Below are 14,805 nucleotides of genomic sequence, written 5' to 3'. Positions count from 1 at the left end.
GAGACCTTACCCGATTACTCGGCGGCCACCAGCGCCGGCTGTTCCCAGTTGCCCTTTTCGATATCGGCAATCTGCTTGTCGATCTGGGCAACCACGAACCGGGAGAACGGCCCCAGGTGCACATAGAGCGCAAGCATCATCATGACCGGCTTGATCGCCCTGAAATTGGTGAAGGCGGTCTTGATCAGGGTTTTCCAGAAGGGCCCGCGATAGGTGGTTTCCTTGAAGGTCATTGCCAGGATAAGACGGCCGAACAGCTTGATATCGTGGAAGAACCCGGCGCCGAAGATCGAGCCGTTTGCGCCGCTCATGTCGAGCATGGAAGCCACCTTCTGAACGCGGCCGAAGTAGGCTTCCGGACCATAGACCCGGTCGATGACCTGCTTGAAGTCTTCCAGGATCTGCGCGCGCGGGCGCACTGTGGTGAAGTTGAGGCCGGCGGTGCACTGATCGCCATGTTCCGTATCCGGATCATCGGTGGCGAAATCCGCATGCAGACGGCCTTCCTTGGCGAGCCGGCGCGTCAGCTGGGTGTTCGGCAGGGCATAGAGCAGCCCGGTCATCGCAACAGGGATCGCGGCTTCCTCAATCAGTGCCGAGATCTCGTCCGCCACCTTGTCGCTTTCCTCGTCGAAGCCGACAATGAAGCCGGCCAGCACGAAGATGCCGGCGTCGTAGATCTTGTGCACGCTCTTGGCGATGTCGCGGCGTGTGTTCTGTTTCTTGCGTGTCGCGACCAGAACGTCCGGGTCCGGGCTTTCGATGCCGATGAAGACCGAGAAATATCCGGCCTGCTGCATCATCTTCAACAAGGCTTCGTCATCCGCCAGGTTGAGGGAAGCCTCGGTCGACATTTCGAACGGGTAGCTGCGTTCCTTCTGCCATTTCGCCAGTTCGGGCAGGAAGCCCTTCACGGCCTTCTTGTTGCCGATAAGGTTGTCATCGACGAAGTCGACGTGGCCCCGGTAGCCAAGTTCGTACAGCCGGTCGAGTTCGGCCAGCATCTGGTCGTTGGTCTTGGTGCGCGGCACCCGGCCATACAGCTCGATGATGTCGCAGAATTCGCAGGTAAACGGGCAGCCGCGCGAATATTGCACACCAATCTGGACATAATCGTCGAATCTCAGAAGGTCAAAGCGCGGTACGGGGCTGGAGGAAACGTCAGCCTTGAATTTCTCGGCCGAGAAACGGCCGTTGCGGACCCCTTCCTTCCAGGCGTCGACAAAGGTGGTGAGAATGCCTTCGGCTTCTCCAAGGACCAGGAAGTCGGCCGCTTCATAAACTTCCGGAGAAGAGGTTGCATCCGGACCGCCGACCACGACGGGAACGTTCTTTTCCTGCGAACGGCGGATGACGGCGAGGCAATCGGCCTGCTGGGGCAGCATGCCGCCGGTCATCACCATGTCGGCCCAGGCGAGATCGTCGTTCGTCAGGGCGCCGGTGTTGCGGTCGATCAGGCGGACATTCCAGTTTTCCGGCAGCATTGCCGCAACTGTGATCAAGCCGAGAGGAGGAGCGGGATATTTGGCGCCGACCATTTCGCAGGTCGCACCATAGTTCCAGAATGACCCGGCATTGAAGCGCGGATACACCAGCAGAACATTGCATTCCGACATTAACGGTCCCTCCAAACGGACACTCGTTCCCAACGGCGACACCGTAACAACTTTACGCCCCGGCACAACCGCTTTGAATGTCCCTGCACGAATTCACGTGCTGTCCGCGCGGACAGACTGTCACGTCTGGCTGGCGCCTGGCTTGCGGATGTGAAAAACGAGCCCATTCACATCCTTGCCGAGTTCCTTGCGCAGAATATCCCGTTTCTCCCGTGCATAGAGAAGGCCCGCGGCCTCTGCACAGCGCTTTAGATATTCAGGCCGGTGGGCGTAGCGCCCTGTAGCATCCACGCGGTAGTCCGGTCCGTCCGAAGTGTCGAGATGCTCGACGCTCGCGACGAGCATTCCGCCCGGGGCAAGGGCTCCTGCAAGCGCCTGCATGAAAGGCTGCAGATCGCCGAGATAACACAGCGTGTCGACACAGACTGCCAGATCGAATTGGGCCGGAAGGTCGGAGGACAGAAATCCAACGAGCTCACCCTCGACCAGGAAGTCGTAGACCTTCAGTGCAGCGGCCTTGCGCAGCATGCCCGGTGACAGGTCTATGCCGGTGAGCCGGGCACAATGGTTGCGGATCAGTGGTCCACAAAGGCCGGTGCCGCAGCCGAGATCGACCACATGGTCAAACGGCAAGTCGCGCTCCCTGGCCAGCTCCGCGACTTCCTCGGCAACAAGCTTCGGCGCCTGGTAGCCGAGCCCGTTCAGGACGTCGTCAAAGCTTTCCGAGAAGCTGTCGAAATGATCCCGGACATAATCCGCGGGTGCAAGCGACAAGTCTTCTCCGCGGATCGCGGCAAACTGATAGCGGATGACCGGGTCGTCCGGGTAGTTTGCGACAAGCATCTCCATATGCCGCGTGGCGACTTCGGTTCGTCCAAGCGCGCACAGTACGCGCGGATGCCAGCCCTTGTCGCTCCAGACATCTGGCGGGAACTGCAGACACCGTTCGAAAGCGTCTGCCGCTTCTTCTTTTTTGCCGTCAAGCATCAGAGATATGCCGAAGTTGTGCCAACCGCTATGATTGTTCGGGTCGAGGCGCACGACTTCTCGCAGCATGGGCAGAAGCTCGTCGTTGTTGCTGGCTTCCTGCAGCATCATCGAGATGTTCTTCCAGGCTTCCTCGTGGCGGACTTCGATTTCTACTGCGCGCAAATAGGCCTTCAACGCTTCGTCCTTGTCGCCCGAAAGCTTCAGGATGTTGCCGAGGTTGTTCCAGGCGGAGAAATTGCGCGGGTTCCTTTCCAGGGAGGCATGGATAAGCGCAACCGCATTGTCCGCCTTGCCGGCATCGAAATGCAGCAGCCCCAGGAAATGCAGGCCGTCCGCATGGTCGGGATCTTCTGAAAGCACGTCCTTGTAGGCGTTGAGGGCGCCTTCCAGATTGCCGCTGCGGTGGGCGGAGATGCCCTGTTGTAATCTCTCGTCAATTTGCATCTGAAAAAATCCAATAAAAAAGGGCGGTCGAACCGCCCTTGTACCCGGTAATGACCTGTAAGTGACCTTACAGGACTTTCAGGTCTTCAGCCACCATTTGACCGCGGCGCCACTCCAGGTCGAATGCCACAAGCTGGCCTTCCTTCAGAGTGTCAATACCGGACCGGCGCAGGGCCGAGATGTCGACAAGGATGTCCTCGCCGTCCTGCGGTTCGATCGTGCCGATACCTCGGCGCTGATCAAACCATTTCACGTTTCCATGTAGCATGGAGTCTTCTTTCCAATTCTTGGCATCTTGGCATACGACGGCTTCCATAGCTGCCTTTTTCAACGCCTTGATGACAGTGTTGATGATAATACTAAAGTACTTTTCAGACCCTGCTCGGAACTGGACATCGACGTGCGCAGTCTTTTCGTGACTGCCTCACTTCAAGAAGCCGTTCCATTTGACGGAGGTCTGGTTGCCCGGTAAAAACACCCGGGCTTTTCCATAGTGTCTATTAGTATGGTAATGAAATTGTTAATTTCAAGACCTGCTCACCGATCGAGCTTCCCAAGTATAACATATTTGAGGATATCGACGACTTGTTCGGAAGTCTCGGCGACCGCAAGAGCAGCTGCGTCAACTTCCTTGAGCGGGTGGGTCAGCGACGGGTCGTGAACGACAATCAGAGACTTGCCAAGCGCGGCAGCATAGCCGGCATCGAAGGCTGCGTTCCATTGCTTGTATTTATCGCCGAAGCGGACCACGACGATGTCGGCTTTTTCTAGCAGCGTCCGCGTGCGGATCGCGTTCACCTTCGCGCCCTTGTGGTCGTACCAGAACTTGTTGTCCTCACTACCCAGGATGGTCGCGCCGCAATCGTCACTGGCATCGTGATCCGTTACGGGAGAGGAAAATTCCACCGGTAGCTTGAGTGCGGATGTACCTTCCATGATTCTGTCACGCCAGTCGGTATGGATTTCGCCGGATAAGTAGACGCGCCAGGTGGTCATAAGGTTCTCCCATGCAAGCTTTTGAATTATGTGGCGAAAATCCTCGCCTTGTTGTGATCCGAAACTGGGGGCTGAACCAGGCAACGTCAACCCCTGCGTTCATTTGCCCCTTGGTGGAAAAGGCCGGGAGACTCGACAAGCCTGCGCAAAAACTGAAGGGTAAACCGCCGCAAAACTGAGATTGCGGTCCGTAATTTTAAGGAGCTCATTCATGTCTGCACTTTTGCTCGGAGACGAGGCACCGGATTTCGAAGCCGACAGCACGGATGGTCCGATCCGTTTTCATGAGGCGATCGAAGGGTCCTGGGCGGTTCTGTTTTCCCACCCCAAGGATTTCACGCCGGTCTGCACCACCGAACTGGGAATGACCGCCAAGCTCAAGGACAAGTTCGCAGCCCGTGGCGTCAAGGTTTTCGGCGTTTCGGTCGATCCCATCGAGGATCACCATGCCTGGGTTGGTGACATCGCCGATACGCAAGGCGTTGCCCTGAACTTCCCGCTGATTGCCGATCCGGATCGTAAGGTGGCCACCGCATACGGCATGATCCATCCCAATGCCAACGACACGCTGACCGTGCGGTCGCTGTTCGTTATCGGCCCGGACAAGAAGATCAAGCTCAAGATCGAATACCCGGCCTCCACGGGCAGAAACTTCGATGAAGTCATCCGCGTGATCGACAGTCTGCAGCTCACCTCCGCCCACAAGGTCGCCACACCGGCCAACTGGGTGTCCGGTGAGGATGTCATCATCGTCCCGGCGGTGAGCGATGAAGAGGCGAAGGAGAAATTCCCTGAAGGCTGGAAAACCCTGAAGCCTTATCTGCGTGTCGTGCCGCAGCCCAAATAACGGCTGAAATGAATGGCTGAAACGGCTGGCGGCGCATGAAAAAAGGCGCCGCCGTGTCAGGGTCTGGTCAGGGCAGGGACTTGCGACGGGATCACACCGTCTCCAACAAGGCCTTCAGGGCAACACGGTAGTCCGGATAGCGGAATGTAAACCCAAGCTCGTCCTTGAGGCGCTGGTTGGAAACCCGCTTGTTTTCGCCGTAGAAGGACCTGGCCATCGGTGTGAGATCCGCGGTTTCGAACGGGATCTCGGGCGGGGCTTCGACGCCGAGCAGCTCTGCGGCAAAGGCCACCACATCCTGCGGCGGGGCCGGTTCATCGTCCGTGACGTTGAAAACCCGCGTCGACGGCTTTGCCATGGCAGCCTTCAATGCGCCCGCAATATCGGCAACGTGAATGCGGTTGAAGACCTGACCCGGCTTCACCAGTCGCCGCGCCGTGCCCTTCCTGAAATTCTCGAATGCATTCCGGCCCGGGCCATAAATGCCCGAAAGGCGGAATATCTGGACCGGCAGGTCATTCTGTTCGGCAAATGCCAACCAGGCCTCTTCTGCCGCGACACGCTGGACGGAGCGTTTGGAAACGGGGTGGAGCGGAGTGTCCTCATCGACCCAGGCACCGTCGTGATTGCCGTAGACACCGACTGTGGAGAGGTATCCTATCCAGCGCGGTTTCGCGCCGGCAATCTCATTGGCGTACTGGTTCAGCACCGGGTCGCCGGCTTCATTCGGAGCAATCGAGACCAGTATATGCGTCGCTTGCTTCAGTGCCTCGGCAACGCCGTCGCCTTGGGAACTACCGTCGAAGAGAAACGGTTCGACACCCAGTGTCCGGAGCGCCTCCATCTTGTCCGAAGAACGCGTTGTGCCGCCGATCCAGTCGAACTGGTCGCGCACTTCTTCCACGAACGCCTTGGAGGAAAACCCGGTGCCAAAGATAAACAGACGCATAGGTTCTAAAGCTCCAGATGCTTGCGGCGGATTTCATAAAGCGCAACGCCCGTAGCAACGGCCAGGTTCAGGCTGTCGGCCTGTCCGACTTGCGGAATGCGGATCAAGGTACGGCAGGCGGCTGCCATGTCGTCTTCCAGGCCCTTCTGCTCGTTGCCCATGACCAGCAGAACCGGCTCGGCATAGTCGGGCGTGCGATAGTCGACCGATCCCTTCAGGTGGGTGGCCGCGACGGTGCCGGGCCACTTTTCGGCCAGTGACTTGAATTCGTCCTTGCCGAGTTTGGCCAGCGGCACATGAAACAGCGAGCCCATGGTGGCGCGCACCGCTTCAACCGCGAAGGGATCCGTGCAATCGCCGACCAGCATGACACCTGCGCCACCGACCGCATCGACCGTGCGGATGATCGTGCCAAGGTTGCCCGGATCGCGCACCCGGTCGAGAGCGACCCAGAGCGTGGTACCGGCGGGATCAATGTCGCGGGCTCCCAGAAGCTTCTGCTCGTAAACACCGACAACCATCTGCGGATTGTCCTTGCGCGTCATCGCGGACATGACGGCGGTCGATGCTTCCAGGATCAGGGCGCCGCGCGCCTTCGCGGCAGCAGCAGCCTTCTGCGCGACAGGATTGTCCCGCGCTTCAGGCCCGAGCGCGAGATAACGCACGCCCCAGCCGGCTTCCAGTGCATCGGTGGCCAGCTTCAGGCCTTCGGCCACGAACAGGCCCGACTGGCTGCGGTGCTTGCGCTGCGCGACGAGCCCCTTGATTTCCTTCACGATCGGGTTGGAATGGCTGGTGATCTGTTTCACCGCCCCCTGGCGTTTTTCGATCATCTGCTGCTCCAGCGCGAAAAGAGCGACGTGGACAGTGCGCGCTTGCCGTCCTCCTCGCGGATGACCAGTTCGCCGGATTCCAGCAGGCCGCCTTCGGTGTCCAGGGTTTCTGCCATGAGTTCGTGAATGGACACGAAACTGGAGCGGATCGCATAGGCGGTCAGGATCATGAACAATGCGTCCTTGTCCAGAAGCTGCTTAAGGTCCGCGAGCATGCCGGGCAGGCTGGTGTAGATGTCCCAGACCTCGCCCTTCGGGCCGCGGCCGTATTTCGGTGGGTCGAGAATGATGCCGTCATAAGTGTTGCCGCGCCGCACTTCGCGGGCAACAAATTTCGAAGCGTCCTCGCAGATCCATCGGATCGGCAGATCTTCGAGACCTGACATCTCCTGGTTCTCGCGGGCATAACCGATCGCCTTCTTGGAGGCGTCCACATGGGTCACCTGCGCCCCTTCCGTCGCCGGCAGTAACGAGGCAAGGCCGGTGTAGCCGAAAAGGTTCAGGATCTTCAGCGGCTTTTCCGGTGCGCGCTCGCGTTCAGCGCGGATCTTGCCGTTGACCCAGTCCCAATGGGCGGCCTGTTCGGGGAAGACGCCGACGTGGCGGAACGACATGAAGCGACCGTTGTAGCGAACAGGGCCGTATGACATCGGCCAGGTTTCCGGCACGCTTCCGGAAAACTTCCAGCGGCCCGGGCCTTCTTCTTCCGTGTCGCCGGAAAAGACTGCATCGGCACGGTTCCAGACACTTTCCTTCTGCCGCCGGGCCCCCATGGCCTGCGGTTCCGGACGCACGATGGTGAATCTGCCATAACGCTCCAGCTTCTCGCCCTGGCCCATGTCCAGAAGCCGATAGTCCTTCCAGCCCTTGGTTTCCAGGATCACCGGCCAGCTCTGGTGTGCAGGCTCGCCGGACGGGGCATAGGTGGAGGCACTGGTCTGATCCGCCACGGGTCTCACTCGTTTTCTGTCAGGTTTGAAGTTGTTCCGCCATAGAACATCCTGCCTTCTTTTGAAAGTAGATTAGACGTTCCTTTGTGGTCGAAAAGGTTTCCTGGCCGGCTTTTGAACCCCTCCGGTCCAAAGGTTTCGTGACCGGCTACAGCAGCACCGCAAAGGCAATTTCCCGCTGCCGTCGGCGATCCTGTCGAGCGCAAAAGAAAAGGGCGGGGAGCCGAAGCTCACCCGCCCTCTTTGGTCAGATGTGTGCGATCAGGCCGCGGCAACCTCGGAGAGGAACTGCTCGACTTCACGCTTCAGTTCGTGGGTCTTCTGGGTCAGTTCTCCGGAAGCCGACAGCACCATGTCCGCAGACGAGGAGGTCTGGTCAACGGCCTGCGAAAGCTGCGACATGGAAGAGGACACGGCACCGGTTCCTTCCGCCGCGCGCTGCACGTTCTGCGAAATCTCCGCGGTGGCGGCGCCCTGCTGTTCGACAGCCGATGCGATGGCCGTGGTGTAGGTGTTCACCTCGGTCATGGTCTCCGCGATCTCGCCAATGGCAACGACGGATTCCTTGGTCGCGTTCTGGATCTCGGTGATCTGGCTGGAGATCTCCTCCGTTGCCTTGGAGGTCTGGGTGGCCAGCTCCTTCACCTCGGCAGCAACAACCGCGAAACCTCTTCCGGCTTCACCGGCGCGTGCCGCTTCGATGGTGGCGTTGAGGGCCAGAAGGTTGGTCTGTTCGGCAATCGCCTGGATGAGGGTCACCACTTCGCCGATCTTTGTGGCGGCTTCCGCCAGTCCTTCGACCTTCTGGTTGGTGATCCGTGTTCCGGTGGTGGCCCGGTCGACGATTTCTGTCGTCTGGGCAACCTGGCGGGAGATCTCGCCGATCGAAGCCGCCAGTTCTTCGGCGGCGCTTGCCACGGTCTGAACGTTGTTGGTGGTCTCGTTGGACGATGCCTGGGTTTCGCTGGCGTAACCGGCGCTGTCCCGGGCGATTTCCGTCAGGGCCTGTGCGGTGTTGTCGAGGCCGCCCGCGGTCGTTTCCACGGAGCCGAGCGCTTCTTCCGCCTTGGTGCGGAATGAATGGATCAGACTGTCGATACGGGCCTGGCGTTCCTGGCGGGAGGCTTCCTCGCGGGCATTCTGCTCCTGCAGCTGAGCGCGTTCCACAGCGTTGTCGCGGAACACCTGCACCGTGCGGCTCATGTCGCCGATCTCGTCGCCACGATCGATGCCCGGGATCACAACTTCATTGTTGCCGTTTGCCAGGCGGTCCATGACGCCGGTGATCGTGCGGATCGGGCGCGTGATGGCCAGGTTGAGAATGAAGGCAAGACCGATGCCGCCCAGGATGGCGAGCAGGATCGTGACGGCAATCTGGACCTTTGCAGCCGTGGCGGCGGAATTGGCGGCCTGCGACTGGGCAGCGGAGATAGACGTGATGTCGGCGCTGACCTTGCGGGTCAGGTCGTCAAGGTCCACTCGTTTGGCGGCCAGATCAGCCTTGGTGACAAGCATCTCGCGGAAAGACTTGTCGAGCGTTGCAACGGATTCAGGGATGGCGTTGATCGCGTCTGCGGCGGACGGAAGGATCATGGCGTATTTGACCATGTCCTTTTCCAGGCCCTGCAGATTGGCAATCTGTTCTTCCACGGCCGACTGGTCGCTGACACCAAAGGCGCCGAAGAGGTAGAGTGTTTCCGCGCGGGCGGCCAGCGCCATCTCATTCAGGCTGGTTGCTTTTTCGGCAATGGAGCGCACCGTTGCAAGGCGGGTGGAGGCGGTCAGCGCGTCGGTCTTTGCCTTGGAAACGACCGGGTGGACTTGCCCGAGAATTTCTTCTGTAAAGCCGTTCATCCCGTCGATGGCATTGCCGACGGCCTGGCGTGCTTCATAGGCTTCGGAAAAGCCGAGATCCTTGGTGAGGTTCTCCAGAGCCGCGTTGAGCTTGTTCGCCTGCGAGGCCAGCTTGCTCACGGTCTTGCGGTCGATACCTTCGATCTGCTTGTACTTCATCTGCTTCGTGGAAGAGACGAGGTTTCGTGCGGTGTCGATGGCTGAGGTAAGATCTTCACCGTCAATGTTGCCGCTGCCCTTCAGGTAAAGCATGTGAACCTTGACGACTTCGTCTTTCAGTTCGAACACGGTTCTCTGAAGCTGGTTGGCATCGTCCAGCTGGCTGTTCGCCGCGAAAGCTTCGGCGCTGATGCGTTTTTCTTCCGTCAGAACGGCGTCACTGATGTTGGTCGCCAGTGCTTCCAGATCATTGGTGCTTTTCTGAAGTGTCGCGATACGCTCGGCCTGCTGCACCGTCTGCTCGGCGACCTGATCGAAAGTGGTCGAGAAACTGGAAACCGCGTCCTTGGCCCCCGCAACCTGAGCTTCAGAGGCGGTGTCGCCCGCAATCTCGTTGGTCAGGAGGTCCAGTTCGCCTTGCAGCGTCGCCACGCCTTCAAGCACGGAATTGCGAAGGTCTGCCGAAGGATTGTTGAGATAGTCTTCACGAAGCAGGGACGTTGCCTGGACCTGTCCGGCAACCTTGGCCGCCTGATCGGCAACGACGAACCGCGCGGACAGACCATGGATGGCCAGAAATCCCACGCCACCTACGACTGCCGTCAGCAGCAAGACAGCCAGAAAACCGCCGCCGACCTTGAAGCCAAATTTCAAGTCGGTCAGAACTTTCAATATTCGTTTCATTTTATCCCCGCACAGCCGGAACAACTGCATTGTCGTTCTGTCAGTATTGCGGAGCGCAATGAACATTAGGTAAATCACGCATTTTTAGCTTCAGGTAATATTTAGCTGAAGAATAAATGCGTCATTTTTAAAGTCAGGTTCAGGTGCCGCAAATATATCGGCAAGCTAGAAGAGGGTCGGGTTGTATAAAGGATTTATACATGCTGACCGCCGTTGATGTGAATTTCTGCTCCACTGACGTAGGAAGACTTCTCGGAGCACAAGTAATAGATCGTGTCGGCAACTTCATTCGGCAGGCCAAGGCGGCGGAGCGGAATGTCTTCGATCATCTTTTCGGTGCCAGGTGACAGGATGGATGTATCGATTTCGCCCGGTGCGATTGCATTGACGCGAATACCGTGCGGACCGAAGTCGGCCGCCATCTCCCGCGTAAGCGATGCGAGGGCCGCCTTCGAGGTGGAATAGGCGGTGCCGGCGAAGGGATGCACCTTCATGCCGGCGATCGACGTCACGTTTACGACCGAACCCTTGGCATTCTTCAGTTCCTTGAAAAGGCCCCGGCCAAGCAGGATGGGGGCAAAGAAGTTGACCTGAAAAACGGTTCGCCATTCGTGCATGGCCGTTGTCAGCGAATCCAGTCGTTCTCCGTCGGGGCCCTTGGGGCTGATCCCCGCATTGTTGACCAGCGCATGAAGGCGCGAACCGTTGGGCTCCAGACGCTTGCGGATTTCCTGGGTAGCAAACCCGAGGTTTTCCGGATCGGAAAGATCCACCTGGATATGGTCCTCAGGCCCCATCGGCCATGGACACTTGTCCGAAAATGCCTGCCGGGAGCAGGTGATCACCCGCCAGCCTTCCGCGGAAAACCGCTTGACGGTGGCATGTCCGATGCCGCGGCTCGCGCCTGTCAGCACGAGTGTCGGACGCTCGTCGGGGATACCCTGGCCGGTCATGTTATTTCCCTGCTGGCGTGCAAAAGTCGTGGAAAAAGTTGACTCTTGCAGTCGAGTTTCGTTATTGCGCTGGAATTCGTCAATGCCAATATGTTCGCATATGAGGACGCGCGCCGGATCCTACAATGATCATTTGCTCCTGTAACGTACTGTCTGACAAGCAACTTCGCGAAGCCGCGGAAGAAATGCGTGCAGACCCGAATGGCAAGGTGCCAACGCCTGGAGCGGTGTTCCGTCATCTGGGGTGCAGGCCGCGTTGCGGAAGCTGTTTTCCGTCGGTCATTGACATCATTCACGAAAAAAGTTCTGAAGAGCAACCAAAGTCGGAAGAGTCGCCTGCAGAATTGAAGCAGGCTTCAAACCGCTAGGACTTACCGGCCCCGGCCAGAGAAAAGGCTTGGTCCGGAACATGGATTTCGATCAACATCCGGGCACATGTCCAAGTGACAGAGCACCCCGGGGGGATCTCGCAGGGAGAGGGTCATGAAGGGCGAAGCGCGCGTAATCGAGTATCTCAACAAGGCCCTGCGGCACGAGTTGACGGCAGTGAACCAGTATTGGGTCCATGCCCGGCTGCTGGCCGACTGGGGCTTCGGCAAGCTGGCCGACAAGGAACTGGCGGAAGCTGAAGAAGAGCGTCAGCACGCACAGGATCTGATGGACCGGATCATCTTCCTGGAAGGTCTGCCCAATCTTCAGACCCTGGACCCGTTGCGGATCGGCCAGTCGGTCAAGGAATGCCTTGAAGGCGACCTTGCAGCGGAATACGTCGCGCGGGCCCTTTACCATGAAGCCCGCGAAGTCTGCCGCGAGCTCGGCGACTATGTTTCCATGGCGCTGTTTGAACAGCTTCTGAGCGACGAGGAAAGCCACATCGATTTCCTCGAAACGCAGCTTGAACTGATCGAACGGATCGGCATCGACAACTACTCCCTGCTGCAGGCCAAGTCTGCGGACACCGCCGAATAAGCACCAGGGTTCACAAACCTGATTTCCGTCTGCCGTCGTCGGAGCGAACCCGGCAACGGCAGACATCTTCTGTCTGCCATCAGAAGACTATTTAGGCGGCTCAGTTCTTCCGCACGTTTTGGCCGTGCGTCCTGTTCGCCGACGAACGCACCTATGTGACCTCCTTCTCAGGCGCAGCCGTTGCCTGATCCGCTTTCATCAAGAAAATGTACCTTGCCACCGGCTGCGTCAGCGTCTTCCTCGTCGTGCGTGACAAGCAGGACGGGCAAGCCCTTTAGTCTGGCTGCGTCGAAGACCAATGCCCGGATGTCGGCTCGCCGGGCCTTGTCGAGGCTCGAGAAAGGCTCGTCCAGCAGCAACGCATGCGGCTCGGCAAGAAGCGTTCGCATCAAGGCGACGCGGGTCTGCTGACCGCCGGACAGCGTCGCAGGGTCCCGGCTGCCGAAGCCGGAAAGCCCGACATCGGCGAGGGCCTGTTGAGCCATGTCCCGCCGAAGGGATCTTTTGCGGATTGCAGCGGGAATGGCGAACATCAGGTTCTGCAGCACGGACATATGCGGGAACAACAGCGGCGTCTGGAACATCAGGCCGATATGGCGTTCCTGTGCAGGCAGAGGTGTCAGATCCTTGCCATCAAGCATCACCTTGCCGCTCGCCTTGAAATCCGGCCGGAGGAAACCGGCAATGAAGTCGAGCAGGCTGGATTTGCCGCTGCCGCTTTCACCCATCACGGTGAGTACTGTTCCCGGTTCTATCCGGCAGTCGATCCCAAGCAGGGGCGCTCCGTCCAGGTGGAGGGTGACGTCCTGAAGAACGAGGCCCAATGGCTCGTTTGGGGTCTGCATTGCTTGCCTCACCTTTCCAGCCGCATGGCGGCCCGGTTGCGATGAAGCAACGCCGGTAACAGTGCGGCCAGCGTAAATCCGGCCAGTGGTATGCCAAGTTGCAGCAGGGCCAGCAGCGCAGTTGCCTGCCGGTTGCCTCCGCTGGCAAGAGCGACGCTCTCGGTCGTGACCGTGGCGACCCGTCCGGCACCGATCATCAAGGTCGGCAGATACTGGCCGACGGAAACCGCGGCTGCCACGGCAAGCGTTACCAGAACTGGCCGCAGCAACAATGGCAAACGGATCTGCCAGAAGATGCGGGCACGCGACGCGCCGATGGAGGCTGCGGCCTTGGCAAAGCGCGGATCGAGCCGGGCCCAGGGATCGCTCAAGGCCAGGAAGGCGTAGGGCAGGACGAAAACCAGGTGGGCCAGCAAAACAGCGGAGAATGTGCCGCTGAAATCCGCTGACAGGAAAAGCAGCTGCAGACCGAACAGAAAGCTGATCTGCGGCAGCAGCAGCGGCAGGAAGACGAGTGTCTTGAGACGGCGCGAAGAGGTCGACTTGCGGTGATCGCGCGCTTCCAGAACCCAAAGTGTCAGTGCTGTTGCAACAAACGCGGAGGCACAGGCCAGAGCGACAGTTGTTCTGAGTAGCCCGAGGCTCATGCCGAGGGTGTCGGTCATTTGCATGACATTCCAGGCCTGCGGCAGAACGGAGGGAAACCACCACGAGCGGGCGGCAGACCAGATCCCGAGCAGAAGCAGCGAGAGGATCATTGCGACGATGATGATTACCATCACCAGAAGTCCGCCATATCTTGCCGCACGCTCGCGCAAGTGACGATGCCCGGTGACGAGACGGCGCCTGGAGGCCGAGGCGACCAGCCGTTCGCCTGCCAGATAGGTGGCCAGAGCAGTCGTACTGACGGCAAGTTGCAGCAACGCCCCGGCAGATGCCATCAGACGTTTGGTCAGATCCGGGTCGTTCATCCAGCTGACGAGACGCGGGGCGAGGGGAGCCGGTGTCGTTGGCCCAAGGATGGCGGCGACATCAACGACGGACGTGGCATAGGCGACCACTGCCAGCACCGGTAGGCGGATGAGCGGGTAGATCTGCGGCAGAACGATCTTGAAGAAGGTTGCGACACGGCCATAGCCAAGGCTGGCACCTGCCTTGAAATACTCCTGAACGTGAGGGCGGTTTAGCGCGGCGAGCGTCATCAGGAACAGAAAAGGCACTTCCTTGGCGACAAGGCCCATGGTCATGGCAATGCCGAACGGATCGTTGAGGATCAGAACGTCGGGTGGCCTGGTCCAGCCAGTCGCCCAGGGCGAAACGAGGCGAACCAGAAATCCCGATGGCGCAATCAGAAAAGCAAGACCGATGGCCGCCGCCGCGTGCGGCACTGAAAGCAGTGGCGACAGAAACCGGGTCAGGCGCCGGAACGTCGTCGTTCCGGACCAGCCTGCCACGAACAGGAGCACGATCGCCAGCGACACGATGGAGGCCGTCAGGCCGGTGGCAATACTGAGCCAAACGGAAGTCAGCAGACCGGGTTGTTGGAACAGGTGCCGGACAGGTTCAAGGGAGAAGCTGTTGTGGCCCAGCGCGGGCAGATAACCGAAGGCAGGCAGGATCGTACCCGCCAGGCCGGCAAGAACCGGCCCGGCCAGAAGAACCGACACAAGGATGATCGGTATGGCCGGGACGGCTTTCGGCTGGGTTGCCACGTAC

14 protein-coding genes are annotated in these 14,805 nt (G+C 59.4%); 3 read left to right on the top strand and 11 right to left on the bottom strand.

Features of this window, described 5'->3' with window-relative positions; translation table 11 throughout:
• Nucleotides 1-14: 14 nt before the first annotated feature.
• From HCG46_RS12595 to HCG46_RS12580, 4 genes are all read right to left on the bottom strand, one after another.
• Nucleotides 15-1,616 (bottom strand): B12-binding domain-containing radical SAM protein, encoded by a 1,602-nt coding sequence (locus HCG46_RS12595; RefSeq protein WP_055657417.1) that lies wholly within the window; start codon nt 1,614-1,616, stop codon nt 15-17.
• A gap of 120 nt (nt 1,617-1,736) precedes the next feature.
• Nucleotides 1,737-3,050, bottom strand: coding sequence for a tetratricopeptide repeat protein (locus HCG46_RS12590; RefSeq protein ID WP_168686424.1), 1,314 nt, complete (start codon nt 3,048-3,050; stop codon nt 1,737-1,739).
• Between the two features lie 67 nt (nt 3,051-3,117).
• Entirely contained in the window at nt 3,118-3,318 is a 201-nt protein-coding gene (locus tag HCG46_RS12585; protein WP_031268890.1) for a cold shock domain-containing protein, read from the bottom strand.
• Between the two features lie 269 nt (nt 3,319-3,587).
• Nucleotides 3,588-4,046: a YtoQ family protein gene (locus tag HCG46_RS12580; RefSeq protein WP_168686423.1), complete on the bottom strand. Its 459-nt coding sequence runs from the start codon at nt 4,044-4,046 to the stop codon at nt 3,588-3,590.
• Between the two features lie 211 nt (nt 4,047-4,257).
• Here HCG46_RS12580 and HCG46_RS12575 point away from each other — a divergent pair, with 211 nt between their 5' ends.
• Complete coding sequence (locus HCG46_RS12575; RefSeq protein ID WP_022999703.1) at nt 4,258-4,893, top strand: peroxiredoxin; 636 nt, start codon at nt 4,258-4,260, stop codon at nt 4,891-4,893.
• Between the two features lie 91 nt (nt 4,894-4,984).
• On the opposite strand, the gene HCG46_RS12570 is transcribed toward HCG46_RS12575, so the two are convergent.
• From HCG46_RS12570 to HCG46_RS12550, 5 genes are all read right to left on the bottom strand, one after another.
• Nucleotides 4,985-5,842 (bottom strand): SDR family NAD(P)-dependent oxidoreductase, encoded by an 858-nt coding sequence (locus HCG46_RS12570; protein WP_168686422.1) that lies wholly within the window; start codon nt 5,840-5,842, stop codon nt 4,985-4,987.
• Nucleotides 5,843-5,847: 5 nt separating this feature from the next.
• Nucleotides 5,848-6,675 carry an RNA methyltransferase gene (locus HCG46_RS12565; RefSeq protein ID WP_022999705.1) on the bottom strand — a complete coding sequence of 276 codons (828 nt, stop codon included), beginning with the start codon at nt 6,673-6,675 and terminating at the stop codon, nt 5,848-5,850.
• A complete protein-coding gene (locus HCG46_RS12560) occupies nt 6,672-7,625 on the bottom strand; it encodes a class I SAM-dependent methyltransferase (protein ID WP_022999706.1) in 954 nt (317 codons plus the stop codon). The genes HCG46_RS12565 and HCG46_RS12560 overlap by 4 nt, the downstream gene beginning before the upstream one ends.
• A 261-nt stretch (nt 7,626-7,886) precedes the next feature.
• On the bottom strand, nt 7,887-10,322 hold the full coding sequence (locus HCG46_RS12555) for a methyl-accepting chemotaxis protein (RefSeq protein WP_209009452.1): 2,436 nt from the start codon (nt 10,320-10,322) through the stop codon (nt 7,887-7,889).
• A 194-nt stretch (nt 10,323-10,516) separates the two neighbouring features.
• Nucleotides 10,517-11,275 (bottom strand): SDR family oxidoreductase, encoded by a 759-nt coding sequence (locus HCG46_RS12550; protein WP_022999708.1) that lies wholly within the window; start codon nt 11,273-11,275, stop codon nt 10,517-10,519.
• A gap of 125 nt (nt 11,276-11,400) precedes the next feature.
• On the opposite strand from HCG46_RS12550, the gene HCG46_RS12545 reads away from it, so the two are divergent.
• On the top strand, nt 11,401-11,643 hold the full coding sequence (locus HCG46_RS12545) for a (2Fe-2S)-binding protein (RefSeq protein WP_062490562.1): 243 nt from the start codon (nt 11,401-11,403) through the stop codon (nt 11,641-11,643).
• Nucleotides 11,644-11,758: 115 nt separating this feature from the next.
• The gene (gene bfr / locus HCG46_RS12540; protein ID WP_022999710.1) at nt 11,759-12,244 is read left to right on the top strand and encodes a bacterioferritin; all 486 of its coding nucleotides are present in this window, start codon (nt 11,759-11,761) and stop codon (nt 12,242-12,244) included.
• Nucleotides 12,245-12,411: 167 nt separating this feature from the next.
• On the opposite strand, the gene HCG46_RS12535 is transcribed toward bfr, so the two are convergent.
• Together HCG46_RS12535 and HCG46_RS12530 are read right to left on the bottom strand one after the other, a co-directional pair.
• Nucleotides 12,412-13,089 carry an ATP-binding cassette domain-containing protein gene (locus tag HCG46_RS12535; RefSeq protein WP_168686420.1) on the bottom strand — a complete coding sequence of 226 codons (678 nt, stop codon included), beginning with the start codon at nt 13,087-13,089 and terminating at the stop codon, nt 12,412-12,414.
• An 8-nt stretch (nt 13,090-13,097) separates the two neighbouring features.
• Nucleotides 13,098-14,801 (bottom strand): ABC transporter permease subunit, encoded by a 1,704-nt coding sequence (locus HCG46_RS12530; protein ID WP_168686419.1) that lies wholly within the window; start codon nt 14,799-14,801, stop codon nt 13,098-13,100.
• Nucleotides 14,802-14,805: the final 4 nt, after the last annotated feature.

Origin of the sequence: Labrenzia sp. PO1 (genome assembly GCF_012273635.1) — a bacterium.
Taxonomy (GTDB): domain Bacteria; phylum Pseudomonadota; class Alphaproteobacteria; order Rhizobiales; family Stappiaceae; genus Roseibium; species Roseibium algicola.
This window is presented reverse-complemented; position numbering and strand designations above follow the sequence as displayed.